The 18,486-nt window shown below is 60.6% G+C and carries 18 protein-coding genes and 3 tRNA genes; 9 read left to right on the top strand and 12 right to left on the bottom strand.

Features of this window, described 5'->3' with window-relative positions:
- Window positions 1-36 precede the first annotated feature (36 nt).
- The 5 genes from clpP to Q8O96_RS23635 form a co-directional block, all read right to left on the bottom strand.
- Window positions 37-672: an ATP-dependent Clp endopeptidase proteolytic subunit ClpP gene (clpP, locus tag Q8O96_RS23655; RefSeq protein ID WP_011062274.1), complete on the bottom strand. Its 636-nt coding sequence runs from the start codon at window positions 670-672 to the stop codon at window positions 37-39.
- A gap of 92 nt (window positions 673-764) precedes the next feature.
- A complete protein-coding gene (gene tig / locus Q8O96_RS23650; protein ID WP_102864650.1) occupies window positions 765-2,075 on the bottom strand; it encodes a trigger factor in 1,311 nt (436 codons plus the stop codon).
- 412 nt (window positions 2,076-2,487) lie between these two features.
- Window positions 2,488-2,572, bottom strand: a tRNA-Leu gene (locus Q8O96_RS23645).
- A 57-nt stretch (window positions 2,573-2,629) separates the two neighbouring features.
- Window positions 2,630-2,705, bottom strand: a tRNA-His gene (locus Q8O96_RS23640).
- A 32-nt stretch (window positions 2,706-2,737) separates the two neighbouring features.
- Window positions 2,738-2,814 (bottom strand) — tRNA-Arg (locus Q8O96_RS23635).
- Window positions 2,815-3,094: 280 nt separating this feature from the next.
- Here Q8O96_RS23635 and folD point away from each other — a divergent pair.
- Both folD and pbpG read left to right on the top strand, forming a co-directional pair.
- Entirely contained in the window at window positions 3,095-3,949 is an 855-nt protein-coding gene (gene folD, locus Q8O96_RS23630; RefSeq protein ID WP_102864649.1) for a bifunctional methylenetetrahydrofolate dehydrogenase/methenyltetrahydrofolate cyclohydrolase FolD, read from the top strand.
- Between the two features lie 292 nt (window positions 3,950-4,241).
- A complete protein-coding gene (gene pbpG / locus Q8O96_RS23625; RefSeq protein ID WP_102864648.1) occupies window positions 4,242-5,180 on the top strand; it encodes a D-alanyl-D-alanine endopeptidase in 939 nt (312 codons plus the stop codon).
- 50 nt (window positions 5,181-5,230) lie between these two features.
- On the opposite strand, the gene Q8O96_RS23620 is transcribed toward pbpG, so the two are convergent.
- Window positions 5,231-5,905, bottom strand: a complete 675-nt coding sequence (locus tag Q8O96_RS23620; RefSeq protein ID WP_305949675.1) for a peptidase C39 family protein — start codon at window positions 5,903-5,905, stop codon at window positions 5,231-5,233.
- A 224-nt stretch (window positions 5,906-6,129) separates the two neighbouring features.
- Between Q8O96_RS23620 and Q8O96_RS23615 the strand changes: the two genes are divergently transcribed.
- A complete protein-coding gene (locus Q8O96_RS23615; protein ID WP_162884075.1) occupies window positions 6,130-6,300 on the top strand; it encodes a hypothetical protein in 171 nt (56 codons plus the stop codon).
- Window positions 6,301-6,379: 79 nt separating this feature from the next.
- Here Q8O96_RS23615 and Q8O96_RS23610 read toward each other — a convergent pair whose 3' ends face one another.
- Together Q8O96_RS23610 and Q8O96_RS23605 are read right to left on the bottom strand one after the other, a co-directional pair.
- On the bottom strand, window positions 6,380-7,135 hold the full coding sequence (locus Q8O96_RS23610; RefSeq protein ID WP_102864647.1) for a TerC family protein: 756 nt from the start codon (window positions 7,133-7,135) through the stop codon (window positions 6,380-6,382).
- Between the two features lie 30 nt (window positions 7,136-7,165).
- Complete coding sequence (locus Q8O96_RS23605; protein WP_102864646.1) at window positions 7,166-7,414, bottom strand: hypothetical protein; 249 nt, start codon at window positions 7,412-7,414, stop codon at window positions 7,166-7,168.
- Window positions 7,415-7,548: 134 nt separating this feature from the next.
- Here Q8O96_RS23605 and nhaR point away from each other — a divergent pair, with 134 nt between their 5' ends.
- Window positions 7,549-8,454 (top strand): transcriptional activator NhaR, encoded by a 906-nt coding sequence (gene nhaR, locus Q8O96_RS23600; RefSeq protein ID WP_102864645.1) that lies wholly within the window; start codon window positions 7,549-7,551, stop codon window positions 8,452-8,454.
- Here the strand turns inward: nhaR and Q8O96_RS23595 are convergent, their stop codons facing one another.
- Window positions 8,455-9,612, bottom strand: a complete 1,158-nt coding sequence (locus tag Q8O96_RS23595) for an MFS transporter (RefSeq protein WP_102864644.1) — start codon at window positions 9,610-9,612, stop codon at window positions 8,455-8,457.
- Between the two features lie 349 nt (window positions 9,613-9,961).
- Here Q8O96_RS23595 and sstT point away from each other — a divergent pair, with 349 nt between their 5' ends.
- Window positions 9,962-11,194: a serine/threonine transporter SstT gene (gene sstT / locus Q8O96_RS23590; protein ID WP_102864643.1), complete on the top strand. Its 1,233-nt coding sequence runs from the start codon at window positions 9,962-9,964 to the stop codon at window positions 11,192-11,194.
- A 91-nt stretch (window positions 11,195-11,285) separates the two neighbouring features.
- Here the strand turns inward: sstT and Q8O96_RS23585 are convergent, their stop codons facing one another.
- Both Q8O96_RS23585 and Q8O96_RS23580 read right to left on the bottom strand, forming a co-directional pair.
- The gene (locus Q8O96_RS23585) at window positions 11,286-11,795 is read right to left on the bottom strand and encodes a DUF1993 family protein (protein ID WP_102864642.1); all 510 of its coding nucleotides are present in this window, start codon (window positions 11,793-11,795) and stop codon (window positions 11,286-11,288) included.
- 71 nt (window positions 11,796-11,866) lie between these two features.
- A complete protein-coding gene (locus tag Q8O96_RS23580; protein WP_305949516.1) occupies window positions 11,867-12,895 on the bottom strand; it encodes an AraC family transcriptional regulator in 1,029 nt (342 codons plus the stop codon).
- A 177-nt stretch (window positions 12,896-13,072) separates the two neighbouring features.
- Here Q8O96_RS23580 and Q8O96_RS23575 point away from each other — a divergent pair, with 177 nt between their 5' ends.
- Window positions 13,073-15,592 carry an alpha/beta hydrolase fold domain-containing protein gene (locus tag Q8O96_RS23575; RefSeq protein ID WP_305949515.1) on the top strand — a complete coding sequence of 840 codons (2,520 nt, stop codon included), beginning with the start codon at window positions 13,073-13,075 and terminating at the stop codon, window positions 15,590-15,592.
- 221 nt (window positions 15,593-15,813) lie between these two features.
- Window positions 15,814-16,464, top strand: coding sequence for a YceH family protein (locus Q8O96_RS23570; RefSeq protein WP_102864640.1), 651 nt, complete (start codon window positions 15,814-15,816; stop codon window positions 16,462-16,464).
- Between the two features lie 94 nt (window positions 16,465-16,558).
- Here the strand turns inward: Q8O96_RS23570 and Q8O96_RS23565 are convergent, their stop codons facing one another.
- The gene (locus tag Q8O96_RS23565; RefSeq protein WP_250330039.1) at window positions 16,559-17,380 is read right to left on the bottom strand and encodes a shikimate 5-dehydrogenase; all 822 of its coding nucleotides are present in this window, start codon (window positions 17,378-17,380) and stop codon (window positions 16,559-16,561) included.
- 255 nt (window positions 17,381-17,635) lie between these two features.
- On the opposite strand from Q8O96_RS23565, the gene Q8O96_RS23560 reads away from it, so the two are divergent.
- On the top strand, window positions 17,636-17,995 hold the full coding sequence (locus tag Q8O96_RS23560; RefSeq protein WP_102864638.1) for a hypothetical protein: 360 nt from the start codon (window positions 17,636-17,638) through the stop codon (window positions 17,993-17,995).
- A 247-nt stretch (window positions 17,996-18,242) separates the two neighbouring features.
- Entirely contained in the window at window positions 18,243-18,437 is a 195-nt protein-coding gene (locus Q8O96_RS23555; protein WP_102864963.1) for a hypothetical protein, read from the top strand.
- Window positions 18,438-18,486 lie beyond the last annotated feature (49 nt).

Here is an 18,486-nt window from a genome sequence, read left to right as displayed (position 1 = left end):
AGAACAACTGACCAAGCCTATTTTGAGCTGCTTATTTTAAGCGGGGCGTTGGTTGATTACTTCATCGATCAACCCGTACTCACGCGCTGCTTCGGCGCTCATGAAGTTATCACGATTGGTATCGCGCTCGATTTCTTCCAGAGTGCGCCCGCTATGCTTGGCCATCAGCGTGTTGAGACGCTCACGGATGAAGAGGATTTCCTTGGCATGGATTTCTATATCCGACGCTTGGCCTTGGAAACCGCCCAGGGGCTGGTGAATCATCACTCGGGAGTTTGGCAGGCAGAAACGTTTGCCAGGGGCACCGGCCGTCAGCAAGAAGGCACCCATGCTGCATGCCTGACCAATACAGGTGGTTGAAACGTTAGGCTTGATGAACTGCATGGTGTCGTAGATCGACATGCCAGCCGTTACCGAGCCGCCCGGGGAGTTGATATAGAGATGGATGTCCTTGTCCGGGTTTTCCGCTTCAAGGAATAGCAGTTGCGCACAAATCAGGTTGGCCATGTAGTCTTCTACAGGACCTACCAGAAAGATCACTCGCTCCTTGAGGAGGCGCGAGTAGATGTCGTAGGCGCGCTCGCCACGAGCGGACTGCTCGACAACCATCGGGACCAGGCCGCCTGCGGCCTGGATATCAGAGTTCTGCTGAATATAAGAATTACGGAACATGCTCTGCAGTCACTCCCAAATAGTCACGTCTTGAATACGCATAAGCCAGCGCGAAGGCTGGCTTATGGTGTGTGCTTCGAACGAGAAGAAAATCAGTCGGCTTGAGGTGCTTCTACCGGCTTGACCGCTTCTTCGTAAGAGACCGATTTGTCGGTCACGCTAGCTTTCTGCAGAACAGTATCCACAACTTGTTCTTCCAGCACAACCGAACGGACTTCGTTCAATTGCTGCTCGTTCTTGTAGTACCAGGACACGACCTGCTCAGGCTCCTGGTAAGCCGAAGCCATTTCCTGGATCAGCTCGCGAACGCGGTCTTCATCAGGCTTCAGATCGAATTGCTTAACAACTTCAGCAACGATCAGGCCCAGCACTACGCGGCGCTTGGCTTGCTCTTCGAACAGCTCGGCAGGCAGCTGATCCGGCTTGATGTTGCCACCGAATTGCTGGACAGCCTGAACGCGCAGACGATTAACTTCGTTGTCCAGCAGCGCCTTTGGCACTTCGATCGGGTTGGAGGCCAGCAGACCGTCCATTACCTGATTCTTCACCTTGGACTTGATGGCCTGACGCAGCTCACGCTCCATGTTCTTGCGAACTTCGGCACGGAAACCTTCCAGGCCGGCTTCCTTGATACCGAATTGAGCAAAGAACTCTTCAGTCAGCTCAGGCAGCTTAGGCTCGGAAACGCTGTTAACAGTCACGGTGAACTCGGCAGCCTTGTTGGCCAGATCCAGGTTCTGATAGTTCTCAGGGAAGGTCAGGTTCAGGACACGCTCTTCACCAGCCTTGGCGCCAACCAGACCGTCTTCGAAGCCAGGGATCATGCGGCCAGAGCCCAGTACCAACTGAGTGCCTTTAGCCGAACCGCCTGCAAAAGCTTCACCATCAACCTTACCCACGAAGTCGATGTTCAGTTGATCATCGTTCTGCGCAGCGCGATCAACAACTTCAAAGCGAACATTCTGCTTACGCAGGATCTCCAGCATGTTGTCCAGATCAGCATCAGCTACGTCAGCGCTCAGACGCTCAACGGCGATGTTTTCGAAACCGGCAACCGTGAACTCTGGGAAGACTTCGAAAGTGGCAACGTATTCCAGATCCTTGCCCTTCTCCAGCACCTTTGGCTCGACCGAAGGAGCGCCAGCTGGGTTCAGCTTCTGCTCAACAACGGCCTCATAGAAGGAAGCCTGGATCACATCACCCACTGCTTCTTGACGCGCATCAGCCTCATAACGCTGACGAATCACGCTCATTGGAACCTTGCCAGGACGGAAGCCCGCAATTTTGGCCTTTTGGGCAGTCTGCTGCAGACGCTTGTTGACCTGGCTCTCGATGCGCTCAGCCGGCACGGTGATGCTCATGCGGCGCTCAAGAGCAGAAGTATTTTCAACAGAAACTTGCATGGATATTCCTCGTTGCACAGACGTTAGCCGGCCGTTTTCCGACCCCAGAATCAAGGGCATGCATTCTAGTGGGTCAAACTCAAGAAGTCACCCTACTGAAAACGGGTAAAAAACGGCCGACAATGTGAAGGCGAGGACAAAGGATTGAGCCTCGCCATGAGAGCAAATACTACGAATCCAACCAGAGCCTCTACACCAACCCTTCTATATATAGAAGGAGCCGGCCAGAGCTTCCCTGACATACACCAACCAATAGCCAAGATCCCAGCATCCAGCGACCAAAGGCCAACCATTGCCCAACCCAGCCGCCCCACTGTGCGTGGAAACACTAGACATATCGGACCCAAAAACGAAAACGGCGCAGCCCTTTTCAGGTGCTGCGCCGTAATCTGCTATTAACTAGCTACTTTATTGGTGCGGACGAAGAGACTCGAACTCTTACACCTTGCGGCGCTGGAACCTAAATCCAGTGTGTCTACCAATTCCACCACGTCCGCTTAACAATCTTTTAAAGCAAAGGCGCCAGACTATTAATCTGGCGCCTTCTTCGAATATGGGGTGGACGATGGGGATCGAACCCACGACAACAGGAGTCACAATCCTGTGCTCTACCAACTGAGCTACGCCCACCATATTGCGTTACTTGTGCCAAAGCTGCCTAATGGCGCACCCGGCAGGACTCGAACCTGCGACCATCCGCTTAGAAGGCGGATGCTCTATCCAGCTGAGCTACGGGCGCCTTATTAATCTGTATTCTTTAACGATTACAAACTAATTGCTTTCAGTCGTTATAAGCTAAACATCAACTCTGCCCGACTTTCTTAACCAGTGCTAGGCTGTGCCCGACAAGTGCGACGAATGTTATAGGCGAGCCTTTAGGTCGTCAACTCTTTTTTGAAAAAAATTCATTTAATTAAAGGAGTTAGGGGAATTTGCAGACCAAGCGCCTTTGCCCTCACGTTCCGACATGCGAGAATACGTTCTCTTTTTCTCTCCCTCTCGATGGTTAATCACGCGTCATGACTGCACAACTAATCGACGGCAAAGCGATCGCCGCTAGCCTGCGCCAGCAGATCGCCAAACGTGTCGCCGAGCGTCGCCAGCAAGGCCTGCGTACTCCGGGCCTCGCGGTGATTCTGGTCGGCAGCGACCCGGCCTCTCAGGTTTATGTCTCGCACAAGCGTAAAGACTGCGAAGAGGTCGGCTTCCTTTCACAAGCCTATGACTTGCCCGCCGACACCACTCAAGAAGCACTGGCGGGCTTGATTGATCGCCTCAATGATGACCCGAACATCGACGGTGTCCTGCTACAGCTGCCACTTCCTGAGCACCTGGATGCCTCTCTACTACTAGAACGCATTCGTCCGGACAAAGACGTGGATGGCTTCCATCCTTACAACGTCGGTCGTTTGGCCCAACGCATTCCCCTGCTACGCCCCTGCACTCCCAAAGGCATCATGACCCTGCTGGAAAGCACCGGTGCCGACCTGTATGGCATGGATGCAGTAGTGGTCGGCGCATCCAACATCGTTGGGCGCCCGATGGCCATGGAGTTGCTGCTGGCTGGCTGCACCGTGACCGTCACTCACCGCTTCACCAAGGATCTGGCTGGCCATGTCGGCCGTGCCGACCTGGTTGTCGTTGCTGCTGGCAAGCCAGGCCTGGTCAAGGGCGAGTGGATCAAGGAAGGCGCTATCGTCATCGACGTCGGCATCAATCGCCAGGAAGACGGCAAGCTGGTGGGCGACGTGGTTTATGAAACCGCCCTGCCCCGCGCGGGCTGGATCACTCCAGTGCCTGGTGGCGTAGGCCCCATGACCCGCGCCTGCCTGCTGGAAAACACCCTGTACGCCGCAGAATCGCTGCACAGCTGAGTTTTCGACAGCGCACAAAAACCCGCCAATGGCGGGTTTTTTTATGCGCCAACGTTACAACACCACAGCGCTCTTTATCGCCCCTGAATCTTAGCGTTCAGGATCGCACTCAGCCTATTCTGAAACCGCAGTAGCGCTCAGGAAAAAACGGTGTTTTTTCTTGGTTTTTAAGGGTTTTCGACTGACCACTGAAGAACAATCGACAGTTCTTCAGCCATACTCATAAAATGTAACGCTTTTCCGAAAAAGCCCGTTGCCAAACGGCATATCCATTATTATCGAGTCCGCCCGCGTGAAAATTCGTCTCTCCATCCTCAGCTTATTGTTTGCTGTGTCCGGCACCTTGATCGCGCACAGCGTCGACGCCAGCGAAACCACCGCGGCGCCAAGAGACACTTCACAATTGCATATTGCATCCGGCAGCGCGCTGCTGCTGGACCTGCAAACCAACAAAGTCATCTATTCCAGCAATCCGGACGTTGTGGTGCCCATCGCTTCGGTGACCAAACTGATGACCGCCATGGTGGTTCTGGACGCCAAGCTGCCGCTGGACGAACACATCTCCATGAACATCAGCGACACCCCAGAAATGAAGGGCGTGTTCTCCCGGGTCAAGCTCAAAAGCGAACTAAGCCGTCGAGACACCCTACTGATTGCCCTGATGTCCTCGGAAAACCGCGCCGCGGCCAGCCTGGCCCATCATTACCCGGGAGGCTATCCGGCCTTCATCGCCGCGATGAACGCCAAGGCCAAGTCACTGGGAATGACCCACACCCGCTATGTGGAACCCACCGGCCTGTCGATCCACAACGTTTCCACGGCTCGCGACCTGAGCAAATTGCTGGTGGCTGCCCGCAAGTACCCTCTACTGAGCGAGCTGAGTACCACCAAGGAAAAGACCGTGGCATTCCGCAAGCCCAACTACACCCTGGGCTTTCGCAACACCAACCACCTGGTCAACAAGGAGAAATGGGACATCAAGATCACCAAGACCGGCTTCACCAATCAGGCCGGCCACTGCCTGGTGCTGGTCACCAGCATGGGCAATCGCCCGGTAGCCCTGGTGATTCTCGATGCCTTCGGCAAGTACACCCACTTCGCTGACGCCAGCCGCATCCGCAACTGGGTAGAAACCGGCAAGAGCGGCTCGGTACCGGACGTTGCCTTGCGCTACAAGGCCGATAAGAACCTCAAGAACCGCCAGACTGCAGCCCCTCAGGCCTCGCACTGATACTCAAGCACAACAACGGCGCCCAATGGCGCCGTTGTTGTCTGCAGGCTTCAGTGGCTATCGAGCGCTTTGTTGGCCCTGGCTGCTGCTTGCTCCTGACCGGCCTGCCCCAGTTCATCGGCGGCTTTCAACCAGCGCTGGCGATCGACCTTGGCTGGCAACTGGTTGGGCGCCTGAATCAATACCGCAAAGCTCGCGGCGCTCTTCCAGGACGACTCGAACTCACGAAAGCTCATCAGTTGCCGACGGCTTTTCGCTCCACGCAGCAACACGGTTTGCTTGTCCCGGTTGTAGCCAGCCAACACCGCATAACGCGGCTCAGCCCAGAACGTCGAACCTTCGGTAAAGCGCACCAGTACCGGATAACCCGCCGCCACCTGGGTCAGCAGGGACGCTAGATGATCGTCCAGGGGATAGACCACCATCCCGTACTCACGCGCCAGGCTTAGCATGTTCTGCTGCAATTGCGCCTCGGCGCCAGGCAGGTGCAAGGGTTTGTCCAACAACCCCGGAGTAATCACGATGCCCTGTTGCGACAGCATGCCAGCCAAGGCTCCGGGGCCACTTTGGTACATCTCTCCACGGAAAAACGGCACGCTGTTGAGCTCTACCCGCTCCGGCAAGCGCTGGATCTCGGGTTGCACGCTGCCGGCACAACCGACCAGGCTCAAGACACAGGCGCTGACCAGCAACGCCGCTCGAAATCGAGGAAATACCCGCACCATCATCGCTCTCTATATTCAAACGCCGGACGACCCGGTCCCGGCTGGGGCCTTGATCATAGGGCCCTCACGGGCGAGGGTATAGCGTTAGGCGGCAGTTAATTGAAAACCATAGAGCGAAGTGTTCGAAGACTCTCGACTATTGGTCAATAGCCTGAAACACAGAGACTACTAGACTAACCATTGGTAAGAGTGTGTGCCCTGGACAGGGCATCAAGGAGGCACTTATGAGCCTGACAACGACGATAGTGATGCTGATCCTGAGCTGGCTGGCCGTAGCCGCCGCAATGCTTTGGGGCGTGCTACGCATCACCCGCCGTCACCATCATCGGCCCCAGCAGTCCACCCCTGACATCAAGACTGGAAAAGCCGCCCGGCGCCCAGCCACTGCCCACTGATCAACATTCCCGCCCTGCCGAAAACAACACGGCCGCCTGACTCCAAGGAGTGCAGACGGCCGTTTGTCATGGTTGCGAATCAGCCCTCGGCTTGCGCCGCCTGACGCTTCTGACGGACCCGACGAGCCAGTATGTTCAGGCTTTCAATGGCTGCCGAGAACGCCATCGCCGCATACACATACCCTTTGGGTACATGGGCGCCGAAACCTTCGGCGATCAGGGTCATGCCGATCATGATCAGGAAGCCCAGGGCCAGCATCACCACGGTCGGGTTGTCATTGATGAACTTGGCCAACGGCTCGGCAGCCAGCAGCATCACCAGTACCGACGCCACCACCGCAATGATCATGATCGGCAAGTGCTCGGTCATGCCCACGGCAGTAATGATGCTGTCGATGGAAAACACCATGTCCAGCAACAGGATCTGGCCAATCGCAGCAGCAAAGCCGATCGCCACGCCCGATGCCTGGGTTTTGTCCGCCTCAGGCTCCGGAGTCATGCTGTGGTGAATCTCCGTGGTGGCTTTCCACACCAGGAACAGGCCACCGGCAATCAGGATCATGTCCTTCCAGGAGAAGCTCTGCCCCATGACGTCGATCACCGGCTCGGTGAGCTGGACGATGAAGGCGATGGTGCTGAGCAGCGCCAGACGCAGGAACAACGCCATGCCAATACCAATGCGCCGCGCCTTGGCCCGATGCTTTTCCGGCAACTTGTTGGTGAGGATGGAAATAAAGATCAGGTTATCGATGCCGAGCACGATTTCCATCACCACCAGGGTGGCCAGGGCGACCCAAGCAGTGGGGCTAGCAGCGAGTTGTAAGAGGTAATCCATGGGTCAATCCTGAATCGGTTGTATGAAAGATCAGATTTCCTGGGACGACTCCGGCTTCTTCGCCGCGTCTTCCTGTGGTTTTTCCTTGCCGGTCACACTTTGCGTGGCGTCACTCAACGCTTGCTCTGCAGCCTTGTGAGTATCGTCGATGGCTTGCTTGGCAGTCTCGGCCGCCTTGTCCAGCACCTGTTGCGCGCTTTTTTCCGCCTGATCGCAAGCCGCCAGGGTCAGCATAGACAGTGCCAGCAGCGACGCTGCACCCAGTTTTTTGAATGACATACCGTATTCCTCGATAGAACGGGCGCGGCCAAGTGGGGCCCCGTCGATAGCGGGGCATTCTAAGGAGAGTAATACTTCAGGAAAATTCGTATTTTTAGCAGTTATACTTCGTTTTTCACGAACTGATAGTCACCATGCTCAACTACCGCCAACTGCATTATTTCTGGGTTGTAGCCAAGACCGGCAGCATCGTCCGCGCCTGCGAGCAGCTCAACCTGACCCCACAAACCATCAGCGGCCAGATCAGCCTGCTGGAGCAGACCTATGGCATCGAGCTGTTTCACCGGGTCGGACGCCAACTGGAACTGAGCGAAGCCGGGCGCCAGGCCCTGCCCTACGCCGAACAGATGTTCCAGCTCGGTGGTGAACTCGAAGCCATGCTTCGGGCCAGACCCGACGAGCAACAGATCCAGTTCCGCGTCGGCGTGGCAGACGTGGTGCCAAAGTCCATCGTCTATCGCCTGATCGCGCCCACCATGGAACTCAGCGACCCGATTCGCCTGACCTGTCGCGAAGACAAACTAGAGCGCCTGCTGGCAGACCTGGCCATCCAACGCCTGGACCTGGTGATCTCCGACAGCCCCATGCCCTCGCATCTGGACATCAAGGGCTACAGCCAGAAACTCGGAGAATGCGGCGTCAGTTTCTTCGCCACCGAGGAACTGGCGCGATTGCACGGCGCGGACTTTCCCCGGGGCCTGCACGGCGCCCCGCTGCTGATCCCGGGCCAGGAAACCGTGGTCCGCAGCCGCCTACTGCGCTGGTTCGCCGAACAGCAATTGCAACCGCGCATCATCGGCGAATTCGATGACAGCGCTCTGATGCAGGCCTTCGGCCAGTCCGGCAGTGGGATCTTTATCGCCCCCAGCGTGATTGCCGATGAGGTCCGGCAACAGTACGGCGTGCATCTGATTGGCCAGACCGATGCCGTGACTGAATCGTTCTACGCCATTTCCGTGGAGCGCAAGGTCAAGCACCCCGGCATTGTCGCCATTACCGAAGGGGCCCGACGGGAACTGTTCACCCCCATCAACCACTGATCAGGAAGGACAGGCGTGCGGCGCCTTGAGCTTCATCAGCAGCAACGCCAGGGCAATGGACAGCACAATGAAGCAGGACGCTGCAAATCCCAGGCTACCCAGCCCCAAGGTGTCGATCACCCGACCGCCGACCATGGCCCCCAGGCCGATCCCCAGGTTGGCCCCGGCGATGTTCAGCGACGCAGCGAACGCCGGCGCTTGCGGCGCCGCCTTGATCAGCCGCACATGGCTGACCAGGAACAGGGCTGCCTGGGTCACGCCCCAGACCCCCATGGCTGCCGCCAACCCCAGAGTCGAATGAATGCTCGGCACCAGGGCCAGCATGCCGCCGATCATCAACCCACAGAACACCATGGAAGCGATCAGCGGATGCCGGTCCACAGCCCGGCCGCCCAGGGAATTTCCGATCAACCCCACCGCGCCAAAGCCCATCAGGCACCAGCCCACCACGGTGCCGTTGAAGCCCGCCAGGCGCTCGAGAATATCCGCCAGGTAGGTGTAGGCAGTGAACATGCCGCTGAACACCAGAATCGACAGCAGCACATGCCCCTGCATCAGCGGGCTGCGCAGGATGCGAAACTGCGAACGCAGGCTCGCCTGTTGGTTATGCGCCTTGGTTGTCGGCAGGTAGACCCACAGCAGCAAGGCCTTGCCGAAGGCCACCACAGCGAGCAGGCCAAAGGCGCTGCGCCAGCCAAAGGCATCGGCGATCAGGGTGCCCACGGGAATCCCGAACACCGTGGCGCAAACAATGCCGAAGCCGATCTTGGCAATGGCGCGCCCGGCGTAGTCCGGGCCGACGATATCCACTGCCGTTTCGCTGGCCAGGGCCCAGAACACCGGCAACCCCAGGGCCGGCACCAGTCGCGCCAGGGACATCACCCATATATTCGGTGCGAGCGCCGCCAGGGTATTGGCCAGGCCAAACATCAACAGCACGCTGATAAACAGCTGCTTGCGCGGAAAACGCGCGAAGTAGGCGGTCAGGAAGGGCCCGAAAGCGGCGACCGTGAATGCGAACAGGGTCACCAGCAAGCCGGCCTGGGACACGCTGACCTGCAAGTCCCGGGCAATCGACGGCAACAGGCCGACGATGATGAATTCCGTGGTCAGCACGGTAAAACCCGCAGCCGACAACAGCAGGATGGGCAACAACATCAAGAACTCCAGAAACGGCGACAGCAGCGATAGCCCGAAGGGCCCGCTGACTGGATAGGAAAAGGGGGTGACGAATATTAACAGAGTGAGTACGGGTCAGGGCAACCGCCACGTCGCCGCTTTTCTTGTTGCGCCAAGTGGCAGATCGTCACATCGACGCGGGAAGCACTGGCTGCTGTGATAAAGTCCGCCCCCTGCCAAAAACAGGCCTGATCGCGCACTGCCACTCAAGTCGCCCGATCGCCGGTTGCCATTGACCACCGCAGCCATGGGTGCCGCTGCAGCCGGGCCACTTCCGGCCCGGGGCACCCGGCATGCACTGCACATTAAAATAAACAGAGATACCGCTATGAGCGCTTCCCCCCCTTCCTTTCTGCAATTCCTCAAACGCCTGAGCCTGGTCACGCAGATCGTTATCGGCCTGATTGCCGGTATCGCCCTGGCCCTGCTGGCACCCGAGGCCGCGAAGTCCACCACCTTTATCGGCAAGGTCTTCGTCTCGGCGCTCAAGGCCGTGGCGCCGATCCTGGTGTTCGTGCTGGTGATGGCCTCAATCGCCAACCACAAGCACGGCCAGGAAACCCATATCCGGCCGATCCTGGTGCTCTACCTGCTGGGCACCTTCGCTGCCGCCGTGGTAGCCGTCATCGCCAGCAGCCTGTTCCCCTCCGCCCTGGTGCTGTCGACCCAGGACGTCGCCATCACCGCTCCCGGCGGCATCAGCGAAGTGCTGCAGAGCCTGCTGCTGAGTGTGGTGGACAACCCGGTCAGCGCCCTGATGAACGCCAACTTCATCGGTATCCTGGCCTGGGCCATCGGCATGGGCGTGGCCATCCGCCACGCCGGCCAGACCACCCGCACGGTGCTCGACGACCTGTCCAACGGGGTCACCGTCATCGTACGTGTAGTGATCCGCTTCGCCCCCCTGGGGATTTTCGGCCTGGTGGCCTCGACCCTGGCCACATCCGGCTTCGCTGCGCTGCTGGGCTACCTGCACCTGCTGGCGGTACTGATCGGCTGCATGCTGTTCGTGGCCCTGGTGATGAACCCGCTGATCGTGTTCTGGAAGATCCGCCGCAACCCCTTCCCGCTGGTACTGACCTGCCTGCGCGAGAGCGGCATCACCGCGTTCTTCACCCGCAGTTCGGCGGCCAACATTCCAGTCAACCTGGAGCTGAGCAAGCGCCTGGGCCTGCATGAAGATACCTATTCGGTGTCCATCCCCCTGGGCGCCACCATCAACATGGCCGGCGCGGCGATCACCATCACCGTGCTGACCCTGGCCGCCGTGCACACCCTGGGCATCGCCGTCGACCTGCCGACCGCCGTGCTCCTCAGTGTGGTGGCAGCGATCTGCGCTTGCGGCGCTTCCGGTGTCGCCGGTGGCTCGCTGCTGCTGATTCCACTGGCCTGCAGCCTGTTCGGCATCCCCAGCGAAATCGCCATGCAAGTGGTGGCCGTGGGCTTCATCATCGGCGTGCTGCAGGACTCGGCGGAAACTGCGCTGAACTCCTCCACCGACGTGCTCTTCACCGCCGCCGCGTGCATGGCCCAGGAAGACAAGGCGCAAGCCTCAGCCTGATTCACGGCCACTAAAAAGCCCGGCCAGGGTCAACCTGGGCGGGCTTTTTTATGCGCGCTGAAAGGGTCGTGCCGCTCTTCAGCAGGACGCCTTAAAACGCGCCCATGTAGTCGCGCTTGCCCACTTCCACACCGTTGTGACGCAGGATCGCGTAGGTGGTGGTGACGTGGAAGAAGAACTGCGGCAGGCCGTAGGTCAGCAGGTAGGACTGGCCACTGAAGCGCTTCTCTTTCGGAGTGCCCGGACGGGTGACGATCTCGATGCCTTCCTTGCCATCGATCTGCGAAGGCTGGATGCCTTCGATAAAGGCCAGGACCTTGGCAATCAGCGCCTGCAGGTCGGCGAAGGTGACTTCAGTATCGTCGTACTTGGGCAGCTCGACCTCGGCCAGGCGAGCCGATACGCCCTTGGCGAAGTCCACGGCGATCTGCACCTGACGCACCAGCGGGAACATGTCCGGATACAGGCGCGCCTGGAGCAGGGCATTGGGTTCGATATTCTTCGCCGTGGCGTGAGCTTCGGCCTTGTGCAGTACATCGCTCAAGGCGTTGAGCATTTGCTTGAAGACAGGAACGGAAGCGGCGTACAGGGAAATAGTCATGACAGTCTCGACATGGATGGCGGAAATACAACGAGCAGCGATTATAGCCACAGCGGCCGCCCCCGGGGCCTTTATCCCGGCGGCCCTTGGCGATAGGCGCTGGGCGCGACGCCAAACCAGCGCTTGAAGCTCTGGGAAAAACTCGACAGATCGCTGAAGCCCAGCCGCTCGGCAATCTGCGTCAGGCTCAAGGCCGGGTTGCCCAATAGCTCCAAGGCTCGAGCGCTGCGGTGCTGGCTCTGTAATTGCCGGTACGACGTGCCCTCCTCCCGCAAACGACGCTTGAGGGTACGCGCGCTGGTCCGACTCAACCGCGCCATGCTTGGCAGGTCCGGTGCGCTGCCGGAGGGGGCGGCCTCAAGATACTGGCGCACCAGGGCCGTAGCCCCCTGAGGCGCTGAACGACGCTCCAGCAACTGTGCACACATCTGCTCGCACATCGACACCGTCAGTGGATTGGCCTGGGGCAAGGCCCGGGTCAGGAAGCGCCGGTCGAAGGCCAAGCCATGCTGCGCGGCCCGATAGGCGGGACTCAGGCCGAGGATCTGCTCCACCTCCCCCTTGCTGCGCGCCACAGGACGGCCATTGCACCGGGTAAACCGCGTCAGGCGAAAGTCCGGGCCCACAATCTCCTTCATCAATACCGCCGCAGCGGCCATGTCCCGCTGCAGCAGAAACTCCCGTACCGCCGGGTCCGCCACCGCAGGCTCAGCAAACGTCAGCACGCCCAGCTCCTGCTCCAATCGATAGCCGATCGTGGCAAAGGCATAAGTCAGGGGTAAGAAGCGCAAGGCCAGGTTCAAGGCATCCGCCGCGGTCGTACTGCTGATCAGGCCATAGCCAAACAGGCCGTAGCTGGAGAAGTGATAGCGCGCGCCCACGACGTAACCCAAGCCCCGGGGATTGCCCAGCAAACCCAGCAGATTGCTCACCAGTTGCAGTTCCTGAGCCGCCGTCAACAGGCTGTTGGGGTCCTGCAACTGCTCCAGGGACAACCCCGAACCGGCCAGCAAACTCGACACTGGCAAGCCCTTTTCGCGGCCGAAGCTCACCAGCAGCAAGGCGCTGGAAGGTCCTCGGGTGTAGGTCTGGATACTCATGGGCCGGACTCATGAACCGCTGATTTGGCCCAAATACTAAAGCACTTGTCCCGTTACAGCATGGGGCCTGCACTTTATTCCCTGCATGCTTCACTGATCGGGGCTGCACCACAGAAACAAGGACGTGGCCTCGGGAGGATCAACCCAGTGCCGCACAACAATAACAACGAGGTCGTCATGCCCCAATCAGCACCTGCCTGCACCCCACCCTCCAGCCCAACCGCGCCCCTTGAGGCCCTGATCATCGGCAGCGGCTTCGGCGGCCTGGGCATGGCCATCGCCCTGCGCAAGGCCGGGGTCGATCAGTTCATCCTTCTTGAGAAAGGCCAGGACGTCGGTGGCGTCTGGCGCGACAACACCTACCCCGGCGCCGCCTGCGACGTGCCTTCGCACCTGTACTCGTTTTCCTTCGAGCCCAACCCGAACTGGTCCCGGGTGTTCGCCCCCCAGGCAGAGATCCACGGTTACCTGCAGCATTGCGCCCAGCGCTACGACCTGCTGCGCCACATCCACTTTGGCAGCGAAGTGCGCCACGCCCGGTTCGATGAAGCCAGCAGTTGCTGGCAGGTCATCTGCCGCGATGGCCAGGAGCACTTCAGCCGCCTGCTGATCAGCGCCACTGGCCAACTGAGCCGCCCCGCCCTGCCCAATCTGCCGGGCCTGGACAGTTTCCAGGGGCATGTATTCCATTCCGCAGCCTGGGACCATCACTACCCTCTGGCCAACAAGCGGGTGGCGGTGATCGGCACTGGCGCCTCGGCCATCCAGTTCGTTCCGCAGATCGCCGATCAGGTGGCCGCGCTCAAGGTCTTCCAGCGCTCCCCGGCCTACATCATGCCCAAGGCCGACCGCGCCTACCGCCCGGAGGAAAAGCAGCGATTCGCCCGCCATCCGCTATGGGCCAAACTGGTGCGCGCCGCCTACTACCTGCATTTCGAATCCCGGGCCCTGGGCTTTACCCGCCTCAAGAGCCTGACCCAATGGGTGGTCGGTATTCCTTTTCACAAGCTGCTGAATGCCTCGGTGCCCAACCCCGAACTGCGCCAGCGCATGACCCCGGACTATCCCATCGGCTGCAAACGCATCCTGCTGTCCAACGACTACCTGAAAACCTTCGCCAGCCCCCATGTCGAGCTGTTGACCCAGGGCATCGAGCGCATTACCGAGCACGGCATCACAACCCTCGACGGCCAGCAGCACCCGGTGGACGCCATCATCTATGGCACCGGCTTCGCCGCCACCGAATTCCTTTCGCCGATGCGCATCAGCGGCCGCGGCGGGGTCGACCTGAACCAGGCCTGGCAACATGGCGCGGCAGCCTACCTGGGGCTCAGCGTGCCCGGCTTCCCCAACTTCTTCATGCTCTACGGCCCCAACACCAACCTGGGCCACAACTCCATCATCCACATGCTGGAAAGCCAGATATCCCACGTGATCAAGGCCCGCCGGGCGCTGCTCAAAAGCGCGGCGAAAACTCTGGAGGTGGACGAGTCGCCCTACCAGCGTTTTCAGTGGCGCATCCAGCGCCGCCTGGCCACCTCGGTGTGGAGCGGCTGCCAGAGCTGGTATGTCGACGCACAGGGGCACAACAGCACCAACTGGCCCGGTTTCACCTGGAGCTACAGATGGCTGACCCGCTATGGCGGACTGTCCGCCTACCGATTTGCCAGCCCCCTGGAGGCGCCGTTTTCGCCCAGCGATGGACAGCGAGTGGCCCCACCCGGGGATTGGCTGGAACGGTGCAACGCGGCTTTCTTGCGGCTTTTCCTGAGAGCCAGTTTCAGGCCCCTGATCGGCCCGCCGCGGCAACTGGTGAGCCAGCGCAAGCTCGTCAACGCCCTCTCCTGGCTGATGCCCGGTGGCCTGGGCGTAATCCGCAAGCGCACGAGCCTGGGTCAGTCGGCGGCGCAGTGCGTCGAGCCCAAGGCCCGGACCTCGAACGCGGTCATCCTCTACCTGCACGGCGGCGCCTTCTGCCTGGGCAACCCGGACACCCACTACAGCGTCACCAGCCGCCTGGCCAGGGAGACTGGCTGCCGCGTCTGGGCGCCCGACTACCGACTGGCACCGGAGCATCCCTACCCGGCCGCGCTGGACGACTGCCTGGCCTGTTATGACGCCATCCGTGCCCAGGGCTGCCCGGCGCAACAGCTGCTGATTGCCGGTGACTCTGCCGGGGGCGCCCTGGCGCTGGCACTGGCGCTGACCTTGAAGCAACGCGGCGAGCCGTTCGCGGCCGGGCTGATACTGCTCTCGCCGGTTACCGATCCCGACCTGGGCGCTGACAGCCTTCAATCCCGATCCGCCGTCGACCCGATGATCCGCCGCGACTGGCTGGAACAGGCCCTCAAGGCCTACGCCGTCCCTGCGCAGACGCTTTCACATCGCCCTCTGGAAGCGGACCTGCGCGGCCTGCCGCCGATGCTGATCCAGGTCGGCGACCAGGAACTGCTGCTGTCCGACTCCATCCGCCTGGCCGAACGGGCACGGGCGTCCGGCGTGCCCTGCCAGCTGGAAATTCACGACGGGCGCTGGCATGTCTTCCAGTTGCAGGCCTTCTATCTGCGCTCTGCCAGGAACGCCCTGCGCAGCATCGCCCGGTTTGCCCAGCGGTGCCTGGAACCCGCCGCCAGTCCCCCAGCGCCGTCCACGCCGCGGGCCGCAGCCGAACCGGCACAAGCTGCGCAATCCAGCTGAAACCTGCCGCCGCGCCGACTGCGCGGCGGCCTTGCCTTGCTTGAACGCCGCAACCCGATCCCCGCCCCACCAAGTTCTGATGGCCAGAACCGGCTTGTGAAGGTAAAACAGAGCCCCTCGAAGAAGGCCGACTCGGCCACGGAAAACTCAAGACCGCCTTAGCGCGCCATGCACCGGGTTTTCCACGACCTCATCCATCAGTGACCAAGGGACCAGCACTTATGAGCAACGAGCACGACACCCCCAGCGAAGCACTGCGCCTGAGCAGTACCGACATCCGCGTTCTGGGTTCGTTGATCGAAAAGCAGGCCACCAGCCCGGAAACCTATCCCCTGACCCTCAATGCCCTGGTGATCGCCTGCAATCAGAAAACCAGCCGCGAACCGGTGATGAACCTGACCCAGGGCCAGGTCGGCCAGAGCCTGCGCGCCCTTGAGGCACGGGGCTTCACTCGGTTGGTCATGGGCAGCCGCGCCGACCGCTGGGAGCAGCGCCTGGACAAGGCCCTGGAACTGGTGCCGGCGCAGTTGATCCTGTGCGGCCTGATGTTTCTGCGCGGTCCGCAGACGGTCAACGAACTGCTGACCCGCAGCGGGCGCATGCACGATTTCGAAGACAGCGAGCAAGTCCTGCACCAGCTCGAACGCCTGATCGCCCGGGGCCTGGCCCTGCACATCCCGCGTCAGGCCGGCCAGCGCGAGGACCGCTACACCCACGCCCTGGGCGACCCGGCGGATATCGAAGCGATCCTCGCCGCCCGCGGCAACCCGGTGGAGCGCAGCGCCGGCGGCGCGGTTTCAGTGGAGCGCATCGAAGAACTGGAAGCGCGGATTGCCGCCCTGGAAGAACGTCTGGCCCAACTCGAAGGCTGACTCCCGTAGCCGCTGCCGAAAACTGCGATCGCCCCCCAAAAAAGGGGCGACGCCCTGGCAGACGCCCAAACCTTGTCGCAGCCTGCGTCAGCGGCTACAGGGCCCGGGCGAAGGCCACGGCCTGGCGGAACTGCTCCTCGCTCGGGCGCACGCCGGTATACAGCACAAACTGCTCCAGGGCCTGAATCGCAATCACCTCCAGCCCGGTGATGACCTGCTTGCCTTCGGCCCTGGCCCGCAGGATCAACGGTGTCTCCGACGGCACGGCCACCACATCGAACACCCGGTCCGCCGCAGCAATCGCCTCGGCCTCGAACGCCAGCTGCTGCGCTTGCGGGCCACCGCTCATGCCGATCGGGGTCACGTTGATCAGCATCTGCGGCCGCAGGCTGCCCAACTCCGCCTGCCACTCATATCCCAAGGCACTGGCCAGGGCGCGCCCGGTGACTTCATTGCGCGCGACGATCACGCCCTGGGCATAACCGCCATCACGCAAGGCACTGGCCACCGCCTTGGCCATGCCGCCGCTGCCACGCAGGGCGAAGGTCGATTCCCGTGGCACGTCGTGCTCGGCCAGCAACTGGGCCACGGCAATGTAATCGGTGTTGTAGGCCTTCAGGTGACCGTCGGTATTGACGATGGTGTTGATCGAAGCAATGGCCCTGGCCGAGGCATCCAGCTCATCCACCAGGGCGATGCAGTCCTCCTTGAACGGCATGGACACGCCGCAGCCGCGAATCCCCAACGCACGTATCCCCCGCACCGCACCAGGCAGGTCCTGACTGCTGAAGGCCTTGTAGTAGAAATTGAGCCCCAACTGCTCATACAGATGATTGTGAAAACGCAGGCCGAAGTTCCCCGGACGCCCGGACAGCGACATGCACAACTGGGTGTCTTTGTTGGGGTTCATTTGCATATTCATCTCCTCGCTGGGCACTTTCGGATAGACGGGCTTGGTCAGCCAAGCCCCTTGTGCCTGATCATATCGGCGCTGGTTTGCAGGCCCCAGCAGCGCCCAGGGATGACGGTAAAGAGGCCGGTACAGACCTTACACAATATTTACTCAGCGGCTGTGCAGATTTTCCAGAAACCGCTGTCTTAGCAGTATCCCCGCGTCAGTTCTTGAGTCTGGTGCAGACCATAAACGCAGGGGTTGAACCGAGGACCAACCATGATTTCCAAAATCCCCAAGATTGCCCTGCTCATAGGTGCACTGGCTGTCGCCGGCCAGGCATCGGCCCACGGTGGTGGCTGGGCCGGCCCCGCAGCGCTGGGCGCAGTTGTCGGTGCAGCCGTTGTGGGCTCGGTGATCGCCAACCAGGATCGTCCGGTCTACGTGCAGCAGGCGCCGGTGTATGTGCAACCCCAGCCGGTGTATGCCGCGCCACCACCGCCGGTCTACTACCAGCCAGCACCGGTCTATGTCCAACAACCGGTCTACTACCGCCCGGCGCCGGTGTACTACGGTCCGCCACGGGGCTACTACGGCCACCCTCATTACTACTACGGCCCACGTCCCGGCCGCTGGTAACCGTCCACTGAAACAGCCACAGGCCCCGCCCTCGAAGCGGGGCCTGTTGCATTTTGCCATCACCCGGATGTCTGAATAATCCCGAACAATGTCGCGACTGGAACAGTATTTGCCTGCAAATCCGGGAATAGTGCGCTGATCCCACGACGGCCCTGAGCAACGCGGGACTGTCATGTTTGTGTCATTCAAGGACTGCAAGATCGACCCAGTCCGCTCGCCACAGGCCCATAACAACAAGGACGACCCCATGCCCACGCAAAACCCCCACCGCGTCGAAGGCCTCTGCACCTCCAGCCGGGTGTACGACGCCCTGACCGAACTCAAGCATCTGGAAGGCCATCGCTGCGCCAAGTTTCTCTCGCTGCTGGCCCAGAATCTGGTGCGCAAGGGCCTGCTCAATGAGCAGGAAGTGCTGCACATGCTCGATCAGGTGGTGGACTGAACGACCGCAGCCGCTAGCACCGGCATCAATGTCCACTATCAGACTGGGT

This window comes from Pseudomonas sp. LPH60 (genome assembly GCF_030718165.1).
Lineage (GTDB): Bacteria > Pseudomonadota > Gammaproteobacteria > Pseudomonadales > Pseudomonadaceae > Aquipseudomonas > Aquipseudomonas danubii.
The sequence above is the reverse complement of the archived record's forward strand: the minus strand, read 5'-3'. Positions and strand labels throughout refer to the sequence as shown.